This is a genomic window from Streptomyces sp. ADI95-16, assembly GCF_003721495.1.
GTDB classification, from domain to species: Bacteria; Actinomycetota; Actinomycetes; order Streptomycetales; family Streptomycetaceae; genus Streptomyces; species Streptomyces goshikiensis.
Genome location: NZ_CP033581.1, coordinates 7,361,463 through 7,380,309 on the forward strand (window position 1 = coordinate 7,361,463; position 18,847 = coordinate 7,380,309).

At 74.3% G+C, this 18,847-nt stretch carries 18 protein-coding genes and 1 pseudogene; 11 read left to right on the forward strand and 8 right to left on the reverse strand.

Features of this window, described 5'->3' with window-relative positions; genetic code table 11:
• Positions 1–81: 81 nt before the first annotated feature.
• The gene (locus tag EES41_RS32665; protein ID WP_123081525.1) at positions 82–591 is read right to left on the reverse strand and encodes a DinB family protein; all 510 of its coding nucleotides are present in this window, start codon (positions 589–591) and stop codon (positions 82–84) included.
• Positions 592–669: 78 nt separating this feature from the next.
• Between EES41_RS32665 and EES41_RS32670 the strand changes: the two genes are divergently transcribed.
• The gene (locus EES41_RS32670) at positions 670–1,959 is read left to right on the forward strand and encodes an AI-2E family transporter (RefSeq protein ID WP_123081526.1); all 1,290 of its coding nucleotides are present in this window, start codon (positions 670–672) and stop codon (positions 1,957–1,959) included.
• Between the two features lie 103 nt (positions 1,960–2,062).
• Positions 2,063–2,614, forward strand: a complete 552-nt coding sequence (locus EES41_RS32675; protein WP_123081527.1) for a hypothetical protein — start codon at positions 2,063–2,065, stop codon at positions 2,612–2,614.
• A gap of 51 nt (positions 2,615–2,665) precedes the next feature.
• On the opposite strand, the gene EES41_RS32680 is transcribed toward EES41_RS32675, so the two are convergent.
• The 3 genes and pseudogenes from EES41_RS32680 to EES41_RS32690 form a co-directional block, all read right to left on the reverse strand.
• Positions 2,666–3,691: an NAD(P)/FAD-dependent oxidoreductase gene (locus tag EES41_RS32680; RefSeq protein WP_123081528.1), complete on the reverse strand. Its 1,026-nt coding sequence runs from the start codon at positions 3,689–3,691 to the stop codon at positions 2,666–2,668.
• A 272-nt stretch (positions 3,692–3,963) separates the two neighbouring features.
• Positions 3,964–4,470 (reverse strand): annotated as a pseudogene (locus EES41_RS43270) (isoprenylcysteine carboxyl methyltransferase family protein); the annotation flags it as partial.
• 23 nt (positions 4,471–4,493) lie between these two features.
• The gene (locus EES41_RS32690) at positions 4,494–5,555 is read right to left on the reverse strand and encodes a type III polyketide synthase (protein ID WP_037798835.1); all 1,062 of its coding nucleotides are present in this window, start codon (positions 5,553–5,555) and stop codon (positions 4,494–4,496) included.
• A 99-nt stretch (positions 5,556–5,654) separates the two neighbouring features.
• Here EES41_RS32690 and EES41_RS32695 point away from each other — a divergent pair, with 99 nt between their 5' ends.
• On the forward strand, positions 5,655–6,518 hold the full coding sequence (locus EES41_RS32695) for a UbiA family prenyltransferase (RefSeq protein ID WP_254211654.1): 864 nt from the start codon (positions 5,655–5,657) through the stop codon (positions 6,516–6,518).
• Between the two features lie 3 nt (positions 6,519–6,521).
• Here EES41_RS32695 and EES41_RS32700 read toward each other — a convergent pair whose 3' ends face one another.
• On the reverse strand, positions 6,522–7,883 hold the full coding sequence (locus tag EES41_RS32700; RefSeq protein ID WP_123081529.1) for an NAD(P)/FAD-dependent oxidoreductase: 1,362 nt from the start codon (positions 7,881–7,883) through the stop codon (positions 6,522–6,524).
• Positions 7,884–8,064: 181 nt separating this feature from the next.
• Between EES41_RS32700 and EES41_RS32705 the strand changes: the two genes are divergently transcribed.
• Entirely contained in the window at positions 8,065–9,105 is a 1,041-nt protein-coding gene (locus EES41_RS32705) for a PHP domain-containing protein (protein WP_123081530.1), read from the forward strand.
• Between the two features lie 33 nt (positions 9,106–9,138).
• Here EES41_RS32705 and EES41_RS32710 read toward each other — a convergent pair whose 3' ends face one another.
• A complete protein-coding gene (locus EES41_RS32710; RefSeq protein WP_250569275.1) occupies positions 9,139–9,951 on the reverse strand; it encodes a VOC family protein in 813 nt (270 codons plus the stop codon).
• A 64-nt stretch (positions 9,952–10,015) separates the two neighbouring features.
• Positions 10,016–10,558: an HPP family protein gene (locus tag EES41_RS32715; protein ID WP_123081531.1), complete on the reverse strand. Its 543-nt coding sequence runs from the start codon at positions 10,556–10,558 to the stop codon at positions 10,016–10,018.
• Positions 10,559–10,751: 193 nt separating this feature from the next.
• Between EES41_RS32715 and EES41_RS32720 the strand changes: the two genes are divergently transcribed.
• From EES41_RS32720 to EES41_RS32750, 7 genes are all read left to right on the forward strand, one after another.
• Entirely contained in the window at positions 10,752–11,249 is a 498-nt protein-coding gene (locus EES41_RS32720; RefSeq protein ID WP_123081532.1) for a hypothetical protein, read from the forward strand.
• A complete protein-coding gene (locus tag EES41_RS32725) occupies positions 11,246–12,352 on the forward strand; it encodes a GNAT family N-acetyltransferase (protein ID WP_123081533.1) in 1,107 nt (368 codons plus the stop codon). The genes EES41_RS32720 and EES41_RS32725 overlap by 4 nt, the downstream gene beginning before the upstream one ends.
• A 119-nt stretch (positions 12,353–12,471) precedes the next feature.
• On the forward strand, positions 12,472–13,461 hold the full coding sequence (locus tag EES41_RS32730; protein ID WP_123081534.1) for an isopenicillin N synthase family oxygenase: 990 nt from the start codon (positions 12,472–12,474) through the stop codon (positions 13,459–13,461).
• A gap of 77 nt (positions 13,462–13,538) precedes the next feature.
• On the forward strand, positions 13,539–14,072 hold the full coding sequence (locus EES41_RS32735; RefSeq protein ID WP_123081535.1) for a GNAT family N-acetyltransferase: 534 nt from the start codon (positions 13,539–13,541) through the stop codon (positions 14,070–14,072).
• Positions 14,073–14,249: 177 nt separating this feature from the next.
• Entirely contained in the window at positions 14,250–15,611 is a 1,362-nt protein-coding gene (locus tag EES41_RS32740) for an FAD-dependent oxidoreductase (protein ID WP_123081536.1), read from the forward strand.
• A 258-nt stretch (positions 15,612–15,869) separates the two neighbouring features.
• Positions 15,870–16,613, forward strand: coding sequence for an NADPH-dependent F420 reductase (locus EES41_RS32745; protein WP_123081537.1), 744 nt, complete (start codon positions 15,870–15,872; stop codon positions 16,611–16,613).
• 300 nt (positions 16,614–16,913) lie between these two features.
• The gene (locus EES41_RS32750; RefSeq protein WP_030228921.1) at positions 16,914–17,117 is read left to right on the forward strand and encodes a cold-shock protein; all 204 of its coding nucleotides are present in this window, start codon (positions 16,914–16,916) and stop codon (positions 17,115–17,117) included.
• Positions 17,118–17,273: 156 nt separating this feature from the next.
• Here the strand turns inward: EES41_RS32750 and EES41_RS32755 are convergent, their stop codons facing one another.
• Positions 17,274–18,794, reverse strand: a complete 1,521-nt coding sequence (locus EES41_RS32755) for an MFS transporter (protein ID WP_123081538.1) — start codon at positions 18,792–18,794, stop codon at positions 17,274–17,276.
• Between the last annotated feature and the right edge of the window lie 53 nt (positions 18,795–18,847).

Consider the following 18,847-nt stretch of genomic DNA (forward strand, 5'->3'; position numbering starts at 1 on the left):
CCGGCCCGCACGCGCCGGGCAGGCGGCGCGGCAAACCCCCGGGAGGGCGCACCCACCCCATCCGATCGGCCCTGCGTCCCCCTAACGGCGCTCCAGCAGCCCGCGGACGTACGCGGCCTGGCCCACGTGCTGGAGGTCGTCGGAGATCACGCTGATCAGGCGCACCCCGAGGGTGACCGGGGGGTCCCAGCGGGTGTCGATCACGCGGTCCAGGTCGGCGGCGGCCAGGCCCCGCAGGAAGTGCAGGGTCCGTTCGTACACGGCGTCGTGGTACTCCAGCAGCACCTCGCCCGCCTCGATCCGGACCGCCCCCGCCTGGGTGGCGTTGTGCCCGTACCCCGTGGCCCCGGCGGGCAGCGACAGGCCCAGGCGCTCCATCCAGCCCTGGGCGTCCCACAGCTGTTCCCACCCCGCGGCGTCCGCCACGTGGTCGTCCTGGATCCGGGTCAGGTGCCAGACCAGCCAGGCGATCGAGTTGGCCGCCGGATCGACCCGCGCGCCCAGCTCCTCGGCCGTCAGGCCCCCGACTGCCTCGTGCACGGCCTCCCGGACACGTCCGTAGGCGTCGGCCAGTACCTCCGTAGCCTTCATGACACCCACTATGCGAGGGCTCGCGCCCGGCGGCATCAGCGGATGCCGGAGCGGGCGCCATGAACCAGGCTGGACCGCATGTCAGGGGTACAGGGTTGGTTCGGCCGCCTCAAGGGGCGTACGGCGGCGCTCCGCGAGCACGGCGCACGGGTCCGAGCGCGGCGGGAGGCGGAGTACGCGGCCGAGTACGCGGCCGGGTACGCGGCGGAGCATGCGGCGGAGCACGCCGCCGAGCACGCCGCCGAGCACGCGCGGGAGGCGACGGACGCCGCGCGGAACCCGGCCGGCGCCGTGCCCTGGGGCGTCCGGGTGGCCGCCGAGGCCGGCTGGCGCTTCCTGGTGCTGGCCGCGACGCTCTGGGTGCTCATGCGGGTGATCGGGGCCGTGCGCCTCGTCGTCCTCGCCTTCGTCGTCGCGCTCCTGGTCACCGCGCTGCTCCAGCCGACGGTGGCCCGCCTGCACCGGCGCGGGCTGTCCCGGGGCCTCGCCACGGCGCTGACCGCGATCTGCGGGTTCGTCGTGCTGGGGCTCGTCGGCTGGTTCGTCGTCTGGCAGGTGTCCGAGAACCTCGGCGACCTGTCCGACCGGGTCCAGGAGGGCATCGAGGAACTCAAACGGTGGCTGCTGAACAGCCCGTTCCACGTGACCGAGCAGCAGATCAACGACATCGCGAAGAAACTGAGCGACTCCGTCGGCACGAGCACCAGCGAGATCACCTCCAGCGGCCTGAAGGGCGTGACCGTGGTGGTGGAGATCATCACCGGCCTGCTGCTGGCGATGTTCTCGACGCTCTTCATGCTCTACGACGGCCGGCACATCTGGCAGTGGACCCTCAGGCTCGTCCCCGCCTCGGCCCGGCGGGGCGTGGCCGGAGCCGGGCCGCGCGCCTGGCGCACCCTGACCGCGTACGTGCGCGGCACGCTGATCGTCGCCCTGATCGACGCCGTCTTCATCGGCGTCGGCATCTACTTCCTCGGCGTGCCGCTGGCCGTCCCGATCGCCGTGGTGATCTTCCTGTCCTCCTTCGTCCCCCTGGTCGGCGCCGTGGCCTCGGGCGCGCTCGCGGTCGTCGTCGCGCTCGTCACCCAGGGGGTGTTCACCGCGCTGATGGCGCTCCTGGTGGTGCTGCTGGTGCAGCAGATCGAGGGGCACATCCTGCAGCCGTTCATCCTGGGGCGGGCCGTACGGATCCACCCGCTGGGCGTCGTGCTCGCCGTCGCCACCGGCGGCATCATCGCCGGGATCGGCGGGGCGGTGGTCGCGGTGCCGCTGGTGGCGGTCACCAACACCGTGGTCGGCTACTTCCGCACCCGCGCGGAGCCTGGCCCCGCCGCGAGTTCCGTGGCCGCCGACGAAGGCGCGCCGTAACCCCCGTTCGCCCGCCCCGAATGGCGCAGCACGCGAACGTGCCGGTGAATACAACAGAGCGTGCGCACGGTGCGGACCCGCGCGTCGGCGAACGGAGCCTTCCATGAACGACCCCAGCACCTTCGCGGCGACGGAGCCCGACGACCGCGAGGAGCCCGACGGCTCCCGGCATCCGGCCCCGGCCCCGGCGCGTCCGCAGGAGGCGGCCGAGGCCGATGTCCCCCTGCGCGCCGCGGCCGCCCACAGGCCCCGATCCGGGGCGCTGCGCCACGTACTGCGCCGGCCGGTGGCGGCCGCGCTGCTGTTCTGCGGGGCGCTGCACCTGCCCGTCGAGGCCGCCGCGCCGGCGCTGATGACCCCCGCGGACTTCCTCCCGCTGCTGGTGGCGGTGGTCTGCCTCGGGCTCGGGGTGGTCCTCGCGGTACGCGACACCCCGGTGGTGTGGCGGTCCGTGGCCGTGGCCGCGCTCGGCCTCGTCACCTTGCACGTGTGGGGCGGCGTGGCCCTCTTCGACCCCCTGGAGGGGGCGGTGGGCGGCCCGTTCCCGTGGGCGGGCATCACGGTGGTGCTGAGCGCCGCCGCGTGCGCCGTACTCGCCGGTGTGGCGCTGATGAACCGGCCGGCGCGGGCGGGCGAGCCGAGCCACCGAGCCTGACACCGAGAGGTCCGCACGCCCTTCCGGCCCCCGCCGGGTCCCCCGGGTCCGTTACGCCAGCAGGTTGACCGCCCGGGTGAACGCTCCCGGGAGCCGGGCGGCCACCGGGACGATGCGGCGGGCCAGCGGCGGCCGCCCGCGGGCCCAGAGCAGGGACCCGGTGAGCGCGCGGTAGCCGCGGGAGAGCTCCCGCCAGGCCCGCTCGTACGCCTCCGGCCGGCCCGCCCGCACACAGCGTACGAGTTCACCCGCCGCCGTCAGGGCCAGCGTGAGGCCCTCGCCGGTCAGCGCGTCGACGTAGCCGGCGGCGTCGCCCACGAACAGCACCCGCCCGGCCACCCGGGTCCGTGCCCGCTGCCGCAGCGGCCCGGCCCCGCGCACCGGCCCGCCGGACGCGCCCCGCAACCGCTCGGCCAGCAGCGGGAACCGGGCGAGCTGGGTGTCGAAGGGGGCCTGCTCGGAGGTCAGTACGGCCACACCGATCCGGCCGGCTGCCAGCGGGGTCACGTACGCCTCGCACCGCGCGGACCAGTACACCTCGACGAGGTCGCTCCACGGCTCCGCGTCGTGGTGGCGGCGCAGCCCGTAGCGCGCGGGCCGGCCCCGTACGGGCGGCGCCGACAGGCCGAGTCCGCGCCGGACGGGGGAGTGCAGGCCGTCCGCCGCGACCAGGTACCGGGCGGTCAGCCCGGCGGCGGTGACCCGGTGTTCGTCCTGGCGGACCTCCTCGACGCGGCGCGGCAGCACCCGTACGCCCAGCGCGGCGGCGCGTTCGGCCAGGGCGGCCTGGAGGTCGGTCCGCCGGGCACCGAGGCCGGGACCGGCCCGGAAGAGGCCCTCCGCCTGCCGGCCGGTGACGCCGTCGAGGTAGCGGATGCCCCGGAAGGGCCGGCCGGGAACGCTCACGCCGAGCTCGGCGAGCCTGCGCAGCCCGCCCGGCATCAGCCCCTCACCGCAGGCCTTGTCGATGGGGGTGGCCCGCGGCTCCAGGACCACGGCCTCCAGCCCGGCCAGCGCCCCGTGGATCGCGGTGGCCAGCCCGGCGGGACCACCGCCGACGATTAGCAGGTCGATCACGCCACGGGCCCTGCGGCGGGGCTTGTGGCGGGGCTTGTGGCGGCGGCTCCCGCGACAGCTCCCGCCGTGGCTCCCGCTGTGGATCCTGCGGCGGGGTCTGCGATAGCTCCTGCGGTGGGGCCTGTGGCAGCTCCCGCAGTGGACCCTGCGGTCGATCCCGCGGTGGGGCCTGCGGCTGGGCTTGTGGCGGCGGCTCCCGCGGTGGGGCCCGTGGCGGAGCCCGTGGTCCCGGCCGTGGCGGCGCGGGTGGCGGGCTCGGGCGTGGCGGTCGTCAGGGCCGTGTCCTCGCAGCGGACGCGGACGGCCAGCAGGGCGGCGTTCAGTGCGGTGAACCCGGCCGCCGTCAGCCAGGCGGAGTGCACCAGCGGCAGTGCGGCGCCCTCCACCACGACGGCCACGTAGTTGGGGTGGCGCAGCAGCCGGTACGGCCCGCCCGCGACCAGCGGGAGCCCGGGCACCACGAGCACCCGGGTGTTCCAGCGCGGCCCGAGCGTCGTGATGCACCACCAGCGCAGGCCCTGCGCGGCGACGGCCAGGGCCAGCGCGGACCAGCCGAGCGGCGGGACGAACGGGCGCCCCGCCGCCCAGGGTTCCACCGCGCAGCCCACCAGCAGCGCGGTGTGCAGGGCGACCATGGCGGGGTAGTGGCCGCTGCCGTACTCGCGGGCTCGGCGGGCCAGGCTCCACCGGGCGTTGCGGCGGGCGACGGCCAGCTCGGCGATCCGCTCGGCCGCGACGAGGCCGAGCAGCAGCAGGTAGAGGCTCAGGGACAGGGTCATCGGCAGGGTCATCGGCATCGGTGTCACCAGCGCAGCAGGACGAGTTCGGAGGCGAAGCCCGGACCGAAGGCGAGCATCAGCCCGACCGCGCCGGGAGCGGGCGGCCCGTCGGCCTGGATCCCGCCGAGGATGTGCAGGACGGAGGCGGAGGAGAGGTTCCCGGCGCTCGCCAGCGAGCGCCGGCTCGCCGCGAAGGCGCCGTCCGGCAGGGACAGGGTCTCCGCCAGGACGTCGAGGATCTTCGGCCCGCCCGGATGGCAGATCCAGGCGTCGACGTCCCCGGGTTTGAGGTCGTGCCCGGCCAGGAACGTCTCCACCTCCTCGGCCACGTGCAGCCGCACCAGCTCCGGGAGTTCACGGCCCAGCACCATCCGGAAGCCCCAGTGGCCGATGTCCCACCCGAGCAGCCCCTCGGTGCCCGGGTAGAGCCGGCTGCGCGAGGCCACCACCGTCGGCCCGCTGCCGGTGTCGTACAGGGGGTGCTCGCGCCCCACCGCCAGCAGGGCGCCGGCCCCGTCGCCGAACAGGGCCCCCGCCACCAGGTTGGCCATCGAGGTGTCGGTGGGCTGGAGGGTGAGCGAGCAGAGCTCGGTCGACAGCAGCAGCGCGGCATCGGCGGGGCGGCCGGTCAGGAGGTCGTGGAGGTGACCGAGCCCGGCGGCGCCCGCCGCGCAGCCGAGACCGAACAGCGGCATCCGCTTCACATCGGGCCGCAGCCCGGCCCGGGTGACGAGCCGCGCCTCCAGCGAGGGCGTCGCGAGCCCGGTCACGGTGGTCGACATGACGAGGTCCACGTCCTGCGGCGCGCATCCGCCCCCCGCGAGGGCCAGCGCCGTGGCCCTCGCCCCGAGCTCCAGCGCGGTGTCGACGAAGAGGGCGTTGGTGGCGCCGAAGTCGTTCGAAGGCCCGTAACGCTCCAGCGGCAGCGCGAGGTTGCGGTGGTCGACCCGGACCGACGCGTGCACCCGGCGCAGCAGACCGGCGTCGGACCCCGGCGGCAGACAGCGGGCGAGGGCCTCGGTGATCTCCGGCTGCGGGTAGCGGTGGGGCGGGAACACGCTGCTCACTGACAGGACACGTGTCATTGACCCAACATAGGGAACAAGTGACGTTTCCCCAGGAATCACGCGAGCCGGGCGTGCCGCCGCCTCCCGGCGGCAGGGGCGGGCCCCTAAAGTGACGCCGTGTCCGTCGCCACCCGAGAGAACCCGCCGCGCCGTGCCCGCCCGGGCGGCGGTGTGGCGGCAGGGCTGTCGAAGGCCTGCCACCCCCTGCCGGCCGCCGCCGTGACCGCGTTCGCCACCGCACTGGCCGTCGCCGTGGGACGGGGACCGGCCGGCGCCGCCGTCACCGGCTGCGCGGTCGCGGCCGGGCAGCTGTCGGTGGGCTGGTGCAACGACCGGGTCGACCTGCGCCGCGACCTGGCGACCGGCCGGCCGGACAAACCCCTTGCCGTGGGCGGCGTACGGCCCGCCGTCGTCACCGCCGCCGCGCTCGCGGCGCTGCTGCTGTGCGTACCGCTCTCGCTCGCCTGCGGGCCGCTCGCCGGGGCCGCGCACCTGTGCGGGGTCGGGGCCGCCTGGGCGTACAACCTGCGGCTCAAGGGCACGGCCGCCTCCTGGCTCCCGTACGCCCTGGCCTTCGGGCTGCTCCCGGCGTTCGTCACGCTCGGCCTGCCCGGGGCGCCCTGGCCGCCGCTCTGGCTGATGGCGGCCGCCGCCCTGCTCGGGGCGGGCGCGCACTTCGCCAACGTCCTCCCGGACATCGAGGACGACCTGGCCACCGGGATCCGCGGCCTGCCGCAGCGGCTCGGGGCCCGGCGCTCCGGGGCGCTGGCCGGACTCCTCGTCCTCGGCTCGGCCCTCGCCCTGGTCGCCGGCCCGCCCGGGCCCGTCACCCCGTACGGCCTCGGCCTGCTCGCGGTCACGGCCGCGACGGCGCTGCTCGCCGCCGCCCGGCCGGGAGGGCGCATCCCCTTCCACGCCACGCTGGTCGTCGCGGGCGCCGATGTGGCGCTGCTCCTGGCGCGGGGCGCGGGACTGCGCTGAGCCTCACTCCCGGGCCCGGAGCGCGGCCGTGTGCGCCCGGACCTGCTCCGGTGTCAGATAGGCGTCGGTGTACTCGAAGTCGCGCAGGGTGGCGGGCTGCTGGGCCTGGAACCCGGTCCGCACGAAATCGTCCCCGGCGACGGCGTTGAGCAGCCAGTTCGTCAGCACCCGGGTCTTGGCCACGTTGGTCCGCAGCGCCGACCAGTGGTACCCGCGGGCCACCGCCTGCGCCGGGAGGCCGCGCAGTTCGATGCCGAGCGGCTTGGACACGGCGTCCGTCCCGCCGAGGTCCACCACGAGACCGAGGTCCTTGTGCACGTAAGGCCGCGACGGCCGGCCGCGGAGCGTGGCGATCACGTTGTCGGCGACCGCGCGCCCCTGCCGCATGGCGTGCTGCGCGGTGGGCGGGCAGATCGCGCCGTCGCCCTTGGCCAGGTCCGGTACGGCCGCCGAGTCGCCGAGGGCGAAGACCCCGTCGGCGCCGGGCACGGTCATGTCGGGCCGTACCACGAGCCGGCCCGCCAGCGTCTCGGTGCCCAGCGTGCCCACCAGCGGGCTCGCGGCGACACCGGCCGTCCAGATCAGGGTGCGGCTGGGCAGGACCCGCCCGTCGGTGAGCGTCACCTTCTCGGCGGAGACCTCGGCGACCGACACCCCGAGGGAGACCTCGATCCCGCGCCGGCGCAGGATCCCGAGGGCTGCCTGGCCGAGGGCGTCACCCAGCTCGGGCATCAGCTTGGGGGCCAGGTCGACCAGGTGCCACTTGATCTGCCGGGGGTCCAGCCGCGGGTAGCGGGACGCGGCGTTGCGGGTGAGCCGCTGCAGGCAGGCCGCCGTCTCGGTGCCCGCGTAGCCGCCGCCGACCACCACGAACCGCAGCCGGGAGGCGCGTTCCTCCTCGTCCTGGCTCGCGTCCGCCAGATCCAGCTGGGCGATGACGTGGTCGCGCAGGTACGCGGCCTCCGCGAGGGTCTTCATCCCCCGCGCGTGCGTCACCAGCCCCGGGATGTCGAAGGTGCGGGTGATGCTGCCCGGAGCCAGCACGAGCACGTCGTACGGCTCGTCGACCACCTCCCCGGTGATCTTGCGGATCACGCAGACCCGCGCCTTCGGGTCCACGCCGACGGCGCCCCCGGGGATGATGCGGGTGCGGTGCTTGTGGCTGCGGCGCAGCGAGACGGCGACCGACTGCGGGGTCAGCACCCCGGCGGCCACCTGCGGCAGCAGCGGCAGATACAGCTGGTACGAAAACGGCGTGACCAGCGAGACCTCCGCCTCGGCGGGGGACAGCCGGCGCTCCAGCCGCCGTACGCACTCGACCCCGGCGAAGCCGGCGCCCACTACGAGGATCCTCGATCGCGACACGGTGTACGTCCCTTCGCGGCCTGCCCGGTTGATCTGTACTCCGGGTCGTCTGCCCCGTACGACGCGCCTTGCACGCCGATTTCACGCCGACCGGCCGGGCCGTGCGCACCGCCCCGGCGCGCCCGCCCGGGGCTCCGTGGCCAGACTGGGACCAAGGAGGCAGGACCCGAGGAGGTACGCGATGGACCCCGTGGCCGCGCTGAGCCGGATCGCCTTCCTGCTGGAGCGCGCCCAGGCGCCCACGTACCGGGTCGCGGCCTTCCGCACCGCGGCGGACGCCGTCGTACGGCTCGGCGAGCGGGAGGTGGCCGACCGGGCCGGGGCGGGCACCCTGGAGGCGGTCAAGGGCATCGGGCCCAAGACCGCCCAGGTCGTCCGGGAGGCACTCGCGGGGGAGATCCCCGCGTACCTCCAGGGGCTGGAGGACGAGGTCGCGGCGCACCCCGAGGGGCCGCCGGCCACCCCCGCGGCCCTGACGCTGCGGGCGGCCCTGCGCGGCGACTGCCACCTGCACTCCGAGTGGTCCGACGGCGGCAGCCCCATCGAGGCCATGGGCCGCACCGCCGCCGCGCTGGGGCACGACTGGGCCGTCCTCACGGACCACTCGCCGAGCCTGAAGGTCGCCCGGGGACTCACGCCGCAGCGGCTGCGCGAACAGCTGGACGCGGTGGCGGAGCTGAACGCGCGCTGGGCGCCGTTCCGGCTGCTCACCGGCATCGAGTGCGACATCCTGGCCGACGGCTCCCTCGACCAGGAGCCCGCGCTGCTCGACGAGCTCGACGTGGTCGTCGCCTCCGTGCACTCCAAGCTGAGGATGGACGCGCCCGCCATGACCCGGCGGCTGCTGACCGCCGTGCGCAATCCGCTCACGGACGTCCTCGGGCACTGCACGGGGCGCCTGGTCACCGGGAAGACCCGGCCCGAGTCCACCTTCGACGCCGAGGCCGTCTTCGCGGCCTGCGCCGAGGCCGGTACCGCCGTCGAGATCAACAGCAGACCCGAACGGCTGGACCCGCCCCGACGGCTGCTGAAGCGTGCCGTGGCGGCCGGGACCCTCTTCGCGATCGACACGGACGCGCACGCCCCGGGGCAGCTGGACTGGCAGCTCACCGGCTGCGAACGGGCCGTGGAGTGCGGGGTCGCGGCCGAGCGAGTCGTCAACACCTGGACCGAGGAGGAACTCCTCACCTGGACCCGCACCCGCCGCCCCCCGGCCGCCTGACGCCGGGGTCCGTCAGCCGTCAGCCGTCAGCCGTCAGCCGTCGTCGTCCCGTTCGCGGGCCGTGGTGAGGGTGAACAGGGCCCCGTCCGGATCGCGCAGGGTCACCCACCGCTCCGTCTCGTTCCCGGTGACCTCGGAGACGGTGCGCCCGCCCAGGTCGAGGGCCGCCGCGCGGGCGAGGCCCAGGTCCGGGACCCGGAAGTGCACGTGCCAGCGCGGCCGGGCGTGCGCGAAATAGGCCGCCGTCTCGACCGGACCGCTGTTCAGCCGGGCGACGGGCTCCCCGCCCTGCCGCAGCACGACCTGATCCTCCTCGTACGAGACCTCACAGCATCCGGCGCGCCCGCTGGCCCACTCCAGCACCTCGCCGTAGAAGATCGCCGACTCGAACGCGTTGCGCGTACGCAGCTCCAGCCACGCCGGCGCCTGCCCCGCGCCCACCCGCCAGTCGGCCGCCACCGGCCCTTCCCAGATCCCGAACACCGCGCCGTCCCGGTCGGCCACCAGCGCCCCGCGGCCCCCCGACTCGAACGAGACGGGGCCGACCGCGATCGTCCCGCTGCGCTCCCGGATCCGGTCGGCCGCCACATCGGCGTCGTCGACCGCGAAGTACGGGGTCCAGGCCACCGCCATCGCCAGATCCGCGGCCAGCGCCCCGATGCCCGCCACGGGCACCCCGTCGGCCTCGGCTACCGAGAAGGCGTCCCCGAGACGGGCCGGCCGGAACTTCCAGCCCACGACGGCGCCGTAGAACCGCTGCGCCGCGTCGAGGTCGCGGGCCATCAGGCTCACCCAGCACGGGGCCCCGAAGACGTCCTTCGTGGAGATCCGGCTTCCCTGCCTCATGCCTTCGAGCGTACGCGGGCCCGGCGGGCGACGGGCCGCGCCCGGGCCGGCCGCGCCCGGCCCGTCACCACCAGTAGGCGGGGTACCTCGGTGCCCCTCGGCGGACCCGGGAGGCGGCGAAACCGGTCAGCACCAGCAGGACCGTCGAGCCGAACAGGAGGGGGACGAACCGGTCCGGCGCGGGAGCCTGCAAGACGATGATCACGGCGGTGGCCACGGCCGGCGAGTGCGGGGTGCGGGCCACCATGTTCAGCGCGAGCGTGACACCGGCCGCGACGGCCGCCGCCCACGCGCTGCCGCCCCCCGCCGCGAGGACGGCGTACCCCACGGCAGCGCCCACCAGGTGTCCGACGATGACCCCGCGCGGCTGGGCCAGCGGCAGCGTCGGGGCGCTGTGGACCAGCGCGGCACTGGCGGCCAGCGGCGGTATCAGCACCGGCTCGTGGATCATCGCGCCGATCGCGACGAGCCCGAGCAGGACGGCGGTCACCGCGCTGATGCTGTGCAGGGCGGCCGCGGCGGTGGGCCGGGCCGGGGCCCGGGTGGGCGCGGGCGCGGGCGTGGGCAGGGGCGTGGGCTGCGGACGCAGCGCCGCGTGGGGGCTCATGTGCGGAGTTTCCGGGCAGGGGGAAGTGCGCGACGACTGTATCCGTCTGGTGTTCGACCGCCGCTTTTGGGGGTGGGTGAAACATCAATCAACGCGGAACGGCCGGTCCTGATCGTGTATGACTGCCACTGCACCGCTGAGGGCCACGCGCGATCCCCCGGAGATCGGATCAGGCCCGGGAAGGACGGGTCCGATGACACCATTCCGCCATGCCGAGGTCCTGACGGAACTCGACTCGGTGATCGCCGGAGCCCCCGCGGACGCGACCGGCGCGCTGTGGCGGCTGACCGGCAGCCCGCGCGGCCTCGACTCCAACCTGATCCGGCTGCCGCCCGGCGGCCGCATCGCGCAACACGCCGAGCCCGCCCTCGACGTGCTGCTCGTCGTCGTCGAGGGCACGGGCCGGCTGGACGGCGAGGCGGGCCCGCACCCGCTGCGGCCGCTCGCGGTCGCCTGGCTGCCGAAGGGGTCCCGCCGCTCGCTGACGGCCGGCCCGGACGGGCTGGCGTACCTCACGGTGCACGCCCGCCGCCCGGGACTCGGCATCGCGCCCGCCCCGGCCGGGGGCGGGGGCGGCGAGAGCGCCTGCCTGCTCCACCGGGTCTGCCCCGACTGCGGCCGGCTCGCCGCGGAACCCGGCGCCCGCTACTGCGCCCGCTGCGGCAGCCCGCTGCCCGAGGGCGGCGCGTGACTCCCGGCCCGGCCGCCGACGACCTCGACACCGCCGTGTCCCTCGGCGTGCGCGCGCTGCGGGAGGCGGCCGGGCTCGACTGGTCCGCCCGGGCCGCCGGCCTGGGGTGGAGCCGCCGCGACACCGCCGTCCACCTCGCGGGCGACCTCACCGGCTTCGCCGCGCAGCTCGCGGCCCGGGCGACCGGCGGGTACCCGCCGTCGCGGGTGGACGCCGCCCCCGCCGCGCCCGGCGCCCTGATCGACCGCGTCGAGGCCGCCGGCCGGCTGCTCGGCGCCGCCGTGCGCGCGGCCCGCGCGGGCGACCGGGCCTGGCACCCGGCCGGCGCGGCGGACGCCGACGGCTTCGCCGCGATGGGGGTGACCGAGGTGCTGGTGCACACCCACGACATCCTGCGCGGCGCCGGCGCCGAGGCCTGGGAAGCCCCCGCGGACCTCTGCGCCCGCGTCCTCACCCGCCTCTTCCCCCACGTCCCCGCCCGCCCGCACTCCGCCACCGGCGGCGGGCCCTGGGCCGCGCTGCTGTGGGCGACCGGGCGGGCCGACCTCCCGGGGCTGCCCCGGCCACGGGTCTGGCGCTGGTACAACGAGCCGGTCCGGGGGAGCGGGGTGACGCTCTGCGAGATCTCCCCGGCGCTCGCCGCCGACCTGTGCGCCGGGGGCACCGGTGGCTTCGCCTGGCCCGCCGACGGGCCCTCCGAAGGCACCCGGCTCGCCGCCGGGACGGTGGTGAAGGCGCACGAGGACGGCACGTACCGGCCGGGCTGGGGCGCGTACGCGATCGTCCGCGACCAGGGCCGCCGGGCGGTGGGCGGGATCGGCTTCCACGCCGCCCCCGACGGCGACGGCCGCGCCGAGATCGGTTACGACCTCGTCCCCTCGGGGCGCGGCGCGGGGCACGCCACCGAGGCGCTGCGGGCCCTGTGCGCCTGGGCCTTCGCCCAGCCGGGCGTGAGCGCGCTGTACGCCGGGGCCGACGACGGCAACGCGCCCTCCCGCGCGGTGCTGCGACGCGCCGGTTTCCGGCGGACCGGGCACCTCGCCGGCACGGGCTGGTACGCGCTGGCACCGCAGGAGCGGGGTACGGCCCCCGAGACCCTCTAGTGCTGTGGCCGGCGAGGTGCCGTGCCGGGCGTCGCGCCCCGGTGAACCTTCCCGGTCACAGCACTAGTCTCCGTAGCGGACGCCCGAAGCCCGGTACCCGCTCGGAAGGCAGGTCCCCGATGGTGAGTTCCCAGGTCCCCGTGATCGATCTCGGGCCGTGGCGGTCGGGCGGGCCCGAGCCGCGCGCCGCGATCGCGCCGCGGGTCGACGAGGCCCTCCAGGCGGCCGGTTTCCTGCTGGTCACCGGCCATGGCGTCGACCCGGCGCTGCCCGCCCGGATCCGGGAGGCGGCGCGCGCCTTCTTCCGGCTTCCGGCCGCGGTCAAGGAGCCGTACGCCGTGTCCGTCGGCGGCCGCGGCTGGCTCGGCCCGGGAGCGGAGGCCAACAGCTACGCGGAGGGTCAGGCTTCGCCGCCCGACCTCAAGGAGTCCTGGTCGTGCGCGGCGGAGGACCCCACGGGGGTCGCCCGGGTGGACGCCGAGTGGTTCCGCCCGAACGCCTGGCCCGCCGAGGTCCCCGAGCTGCGGCCGCTGGTGCACGAGTACCTCACCGCGATGCGGGCGCTCTCGGACGAGCTGCTGGAACTGCTGGCCGCCGCCCTGGGACTGGACGCGGACCATTTCACCCGGCACACCGGGCACCCCACCTGGGGGTTCAACGTCAACTGGTACCCCGGGACCGCGACCGTCGGCCCGCCGCTGCCCGGCCAGTTCCGCATCGGGGCGCACACCGACTTCGGCACCGTCACCGTCCTCGACCGCGAACCGGGGGCGGGCGGCCTCCAGATCCACACCGACCGCGACGGCTGGCAGGACGCCCCGTACGACCCGGCGGCGCTCACCGTCAACATCGGCGACCTGCTCGCCCGCTGGACCGGAGACCGCTGGCGCGCGGGACGGCACCGGGTCCTGCCGCCGCCCGCCGCCGCCCCCGCCGAGGAACTGGTCTCGCTCGTCTACTTCTACGAGTGCGATCCGCACACCCGGGTCGAATCCCTCCCGGCCCCGCTCGGCCGGGTCACCCACGAACCCGTCGACTCCCACGCGTACCTGAGGTCCAAACTCGACGCGATCACGGTCCCCCTCGCCCCCGGCGAACGACCCGGCTGACCCGGCCGCGGGGGCTCCCGGGCCCCGCGCGGGCCCCGGATTACCCCTGGTCGGCCGCGTTCGGCAGGATGTGGGGCATGACCGAGATCCGTACCCCCCGACTCCTCCTCCGCCGCTGGTCCGACGACGACCTCGTCCCCCTGTCGGAGATCAACGCCGACCCGGAGGTGATGCGCTGGATCGGAGACGGCTCCACCCTCGACCTCGACCGGACCGCCGAGGACATCGAGCGCTTCGAGGACGAGTGGGACGAGGAGGGCTTCGGCCAGTTCGCGGTCGAGCTGCTGGCCTCGGGCGAGCTGATCGGCGTGGTCGGACTCTCCGTACCGGAGTGGCTGCCCGAGGTGCTGCCCGCCGTGGAGATCACCTGGCGCCTCGGGCGTTCGTACTGGGGCCAGGGCTACGCCTCCGAAGCCGCCCAGGCCACCTTGGAGTTCGCCCTCCAGGACCGGGGCCTCGACCGGGTCATCGCCATCAACCGGGCGGGCAACGACGAATCCGAGAACGTGATCCGCAAGCTCGGCATGGAGCCGGACCGGGACACGACCGACCCCGAGCACGGCCACCTCCTCCAGGTGCACACCATCGACCTCACGGAGTACGAGGCCTGAGGGCCGCCCCCGCCCGCCTCCCGCGGGAGGCGGGCCCGAACCGCCCCCAAAGCGATGCTTGGGAGAGGCATAAGGTCGGGTTATGGGGGCATAGACGGGGGGCGGGTACCGGGTTAGGGTGGCCTTAGTTTAGGGTTCCTTTGATCAGTCTGTTGTCGGTCGAAGGGAACCCCAGTCATGTCTCGCCCCCTGCGGGTAGCAATCGTCGGTGCCGGCCCCGCCGGAATCTACGCCGCCGACGCGCTGCTGAAGTCCGAGACGGCCGCCGAACCGGGTGTCTCCATCGACCTCTTCGAGCGGATGCCCGCTCCCTTCGGCCTGATCCGGTACGGCGTCGCCCCCGACCACCCGCGGATCAAGGGCATCATCACCGCCCTCCACCAGGTGCTCGACAAGCCCCAGGTCCGGCTCTTCGGCAACGTCGACTACCCGAACGACATCAGCCTCGACGAGCTGCACTCCTTCTACGACGCCGTGATCTTCTCCACCGGCGCGACCGCCGACCGCGAGCTGCGCATCCCCGGCGTCGACCTGGACGGCTCCTACGGCGCCGCCGACTTCGTCTCCTGGTACGACGGCCACCCGGACGTCCCGCGCACCTGGCCGCTGGAGGCCGAGAAGGTCGCCGTCCTCGGCGTCGGCAACGTCGCGCTCGACGTCGCCCGCATCCTCGCCAAGACGGCCGACGAACTGCTGCCGACCGAGATACCGCCGAACGTCTACGACGGCCTCAAGGTCAACAAGGCCCTTGAGGTGCACGTCTTCGGCCGCCGCGGTCCCGCGCAGGCCAAGTTCAGCCCGATGGAGCTCCGCGAGCTGGACCACTCGCCGAACATCGAGGTCATCGTCAACCCCGAGGACATCGACTACGACGAGGGTTCCATCGCCACCCGCCGCTCCAACAAGCAGGCGGACATGGTCGCCAAGACCCTGGAGAACTGGGCGATCCGCGACACCGGCGACCGGCCCCACAAGCTGTTCCTGCACTTCTTCGAGTCGCCCTCCGAGGTGCTCGGCGAGGACGGCAAGGTCGTGGGCCTGCGCACGGAGCGCACCGAGCTCGACGGCACCGGCAACGTCAAGGGCACCGGCCAGTTCACCGACTGGGACGTCCAGTCGGTCTACCGGGCCGTCGGCTACCTCTCGGACGAGCTGCCCAAGCTCCCCTGGGACGTCGAGTCCGGCACCGTCCCGGACGAGGGCGGCCGCGTGATCGAGGCCGGCGAGCCCCTGCCCTCGACGTACGTGACCGGCTGGATCCGCCGTGGCCCGATCGGCCTGATCGGCCACACCAAGGGCGACGCGAACGAGACCGTCGCGAACCTCCTCGCCGACTTCGCCGGCGGCAACCTGCTCACCCCGCAGGCGCCGGCGCCGGAGGCCGTCGAGGCCTTCCTCTCCGAGCGTCAGGTCCGCTACACGACCTGGGACGGCTGGTACCTGCTGGACGCCGCCGAGAAGGCGCTCGGTGAGCCCGAGGGCCGCGAGCGCGTGAAGATCGTCGAGCGCGAGGGAATGCTCGGCGCGAGCGGCGCGTAGTTTCAGGTGGGGCCCGCCTTCGGCGGGCCCCACTCGTTTTCGGCCGCTGCTCGCGGCCCCGGCACTGCCCTCACCCATGCCTTCTCGGTTCGGACGGTTTTTCGGAAGCCGTGAAAATGGCCGAAACATGACGCGGCCGGCGGATCGGTGACTCCGCGCGGCCGGTACCCGCTCCCGCCCGAACAGGGCGGCGTTCACGCCGAGTTGACGGACATCACTCGTTCGGGTGGCCCGAAAAATTCTCCACCGCCGGACGGAATGCGGGGGGCCGTCACGTGGTTCGGATCAACGCGATACGCGTTACGTGACATCCGATTCCGCACGCACTGGAGCGCTCCCATGAAGATCGGCATCATCGGCGCCGGCAACATCGGCGGCAACCTGACCCGCCGGCTCACCTCCCTCGGGCACCAGGTGTCCGTCGCGAACTCGCGCGGCCCCCAGACGCTGACGTCGCTGGCGCAGGAGACGGGCGCGACCCCGGTAACCGTCGCCGAGGCCGCCCGCGGCGCCGAGGTGGTCGTGGTGACCGTCCCCCTGAAGAACGTGCCCGACCTGCCCTCCGGGCTCTTCGACGGGGCCGCCGACGGGTTCGTCGTCATCGACACCTGCAACTACTACCCCCAGCGGCGCGACGGCCGGATCGCCGGCATCGAGGACGAGGGCCTGACCGAGAGCCGCTGGACGGAGGGCCGGCTCGGCCACCCGGTCGTCAAGGCGTTCAACGGCACCTTCGCCGAAGACATCCTCAGCAAGCCCCTCCCGGCGGGTTCCCCGGACCGGATGGCCCTGCCGGTCGCGGCCGACGACGAGGCGGCGAAGAAGGTCGTCCGCGCCCTCATCGACGAGCTCGGCTTCGACACGGTCGACGCGGGCGGCCTCGACGACTCCTGGCGCCAGCAGCCGGGCACCCCGGTCTACGGGCTGCGGGCGGGCGTCGACGCCGTGGTCAAGGCGCTGGCCGAGGCCTCCCCGGAGCGCACGGCGGAGTTCCGCGGCTGACGGCAGGCGCGCCCCTGACGGCCGTTTTCCCTTCCCCATCCGCGCGGAAATATTCGTAATCCGCCGGGTGGGGTAACAAACCGCCGCCGACCGGGGGAAACGCTCCGCTCCCACCCGCATTCCCTGTGCTACGGTCGTCCCAGTTGCAGTTGTGGTTCCCAAAGACTTCAAGTGCTCTCGTCGGTCCGCCGGCGGGTGCATTTTTAATTTCCGGTGCTTTTTGCGGATGGGGCAATCATCACGGCGACTCCGGGCTCGCACAGTGCGCGTCCGGGTACTGCCCCTGAAGGAGAAATGCACATGGCATCTGGCACCGTGAAGTGGTTCAACGCGGAAAAGGGCTTCGGCTTCATCGAGCAGGACGGCGGCGGCGCTGACGTGTTCGCCCACTACTCGAACATCGCCACCCAGGGCTTCCGTGAGCTTCAGGAAGGCCAGAAGGTGAACTTCGATGTCACGCAGGGCCAGAAGGGCCCCCAGGCCGAGAACATCGTTCCCGCCTGACCTGAAAGCCTGCGCTGACGCGTAGAACGCGAGCCGGGGTCCGCACCATCTGGTGCGGACCCCGGCTTGTTTCTTTCGCGCCCGAAGCGTCACCGGCCTCCCGCCGCCGGGTCTGCTCCCTGCCCCAGCGCACCCGCGGGTCCTGGGGGAGGGGACTCAGACGGCCTTCGCCGTCTCGTCCTGCCGCGCCTGCGGGGCGGCGGCCGGCTGCGCGGCGTCGGCGGAGGAGTCCGCCGCGCGCGGACCGTGCTGGCCGCGCAGGCCGATCCAGCTGATCAGCGCCACGAGGGCGAAGGCCACGGCGCCGATCACGAAGGTGAGGGTGAAACCGGACTCGGCGGGCAGCGCCGGAACGCCCGGCGGCAGGTGCTCGATCGTCTTGGACGCCAGGATCGTGGTGACGATGGCGCTGCCGATCGCGCTGCCCGTGGAACGGGAGATCGAGTTGATGCCGTTGGCGATGCCGCTCTGGTGGTGCGGGACGCTCGACATGATCACGGCGGGCATGGCCGCGTAGCCGAAACTGACGGCCGCGCCGACGATCAGGCCGGCGCCGATCACCGAGAACGTGTGGCTGTGGTCCACGGCGAGCCAGCCGAAGCCGACGGCGCCGAGCACGGCGGCCAGGGCGAGCGCGACCCGGGGACCGCGGTGGCGGACCAGCTGGCCACCGACGGGGGAGGCGAGCAGCGAGACGATCGCGCCCGGCAGCAGGAACTGGACCGACGCGCGCAGGATCGAGGCGTCGAAGCCGTAGCCGGTGAGCTTCTGCGGCATCTGGACGAGGTAGGAGACGCCCAGGAAGTTCGCGAACATGCCGAAGCCGACGAGGATGCCGGCCAGGTTGGCCATGAGCACCGGGCGGTGGACGAACATCTTCATGTCGACGAGCGGCTCGCGCACCTTGCGCTCGACCATGACCCAGACGGCGGTCATGACGGCGGCGCCGGCGAAGCTGCCCAGCGTACGGGCGGAGGCCCAGCCCCACTCGTGGCCCTGCGAGATCGGCAGCAGGAGGAGCAGCAGGGCGATGCCGAGGGTCAGCGCGCCGAGGAAGTCCGTACGGCCGCCGGTCTTGTGGCGGGTGGCCGGGACCAGGAAGACGACGGCGAGCAGCGCGAGGACCGCGAAGCCGGTCGCCATCCAGAAGGCGTTGCGGTAGTCGGCGTCGGAGCCCGAGGTGAGCAGACCGGTGGCGACGAGCGCGAGGCCGCTGCCGAACGCGAGCGTGCCGCTGACCAGTGCCATGGCGCCGGGCAGCTTCTGGGGCCGGACCTCCTCGCGCAGCACCGAAAGGGCCAGCGGGAAGATCGCGGTGGCGGCGCCCTGGAGCACCCGTCCCAGGATCAGCAGCGGCAGCGAGCTCGCGACCGCGGCGATGACGGAGCCCGCGACCATGACGCCGAGGACGGCCACCAGGGTGGGCTTCTTGCCGTGCTGGTCGCCGAAGCGGCCGAGCAGCGGGGTGAAGACGGCTGCGGACAGCAGGGTCGCGGTGGTCACCCAGCTGACGTTGGCGGTGGAGGTGCCGAGGTCGGTGCGGATCAGGCCCAGGATCGGGACGGGCAGGGTCTGCATCATCGACACGACCATGGCGGCGAGGCTCAGGGCGAAGACGATGACCGTCTCGTTCCTGGGCCGCGCGTCGGCGTCGGGTGCGGGTGCGGTGGTGCTCATGGGAGGCAGGACCTTCTTAGTGCTTCAGATCGCAGATGTTTGATGTCATCAAG

Coding starts and splice junctions, on each gene's coding strand:
- EES41_RS32665 (WP_123081525.1), bottom strand. CDS start 591: ATGAAGGCTACGGAGGTACTGGCCGACGCCTACGGACGTGTCCGGGAG.
- EES41_RS32670 (WP_123081526.1), top strand. CDS start 670: ATGTCAGGGGTACAGGGTTGGTTCGGCCGCCTCAAGGGGCGTACGGCG.
- EES41_RS32675 (WP_123081527.1), top strand. CDS start 2,063: ATGAACGACCCCAGCACCTTCGCGGCGACGGAGCCCGACGACCGCGAG.
- EES41_RS32690 (WP_037798835.1), bottom strand. CDS start 5,555: ATGACACGTGTCCTGTCAGTGAGCAGCGTGTTCCCGCCCCACCGCTAC.
- EES41_RS32705 (WP_123081530.1), top strand. CDS start 8,065: ATGGACCCCGTGGCCGCGCTGAGCCGGATCGCCTTCCTGCTGGAGCGC.
- EES41_RS32710 (WP_250569275.1), bottom strand. CDS start 9,951: ATGAGGCAGGGAAGCCGGATCTCCACGAAGGACGTCTTCGGGGCCCCG.
- EES41_RS32715 (WP_123081531.1), bottom strand. CDS start 10,558: ATGAGCCCCCACGCGGCGCTGCGTCCGCAGCCCACGCCCCTGCCCACG.
- EES41_RS32720 (WP_123081532.1), top strand. CDS start 10,752: ATGACACCATTCCGCCATGCCGAGGTCCTGACGGAACTCGACTCGGTG.
- EES41_RS32730 (WP_123081534.1), top strand. CDS start 12,472: ATGGTGAGTTCCCAGGTCCCCGTGATCGATCTCGGGCCGTGGCGGTCG.
- EES41_RS32735 (WP_123081535.1), top strand. CDS start 13,539: ATGACCGAGATCCGTACCCCCCGACTCCTCCTCCGCCGCTGGTCCGAC.
- EES41_RS32740 (WP_123081536.1), top strand. CDS start 14,250: ATGTCTCGCCCCCTGCGGGTAGCAATCGTCGGTGCCGGCCCCGCCGGA.
- EES41_RS32745 (WP_123081537.1), top strand. CDS start 15,870: ATGCGGGGGGCCGTCACGTGGTTCGGATCAACGCGATACGCGTTACGT.
- EES41_RS32750 (WP_030228921.1), top strand. CDS start 16,914: ATGGCATCTGGCACCGTGAAGTGGTTCAACGCGGAAAAGGGCTTCGGC.
- EES41_RS32755 (WP_123081538.1), bottom strand. CDS start 18,794: ATGAGCACCACCGCACCCGCACCCGACGCCGACGCGCGGCCCAGGAAC.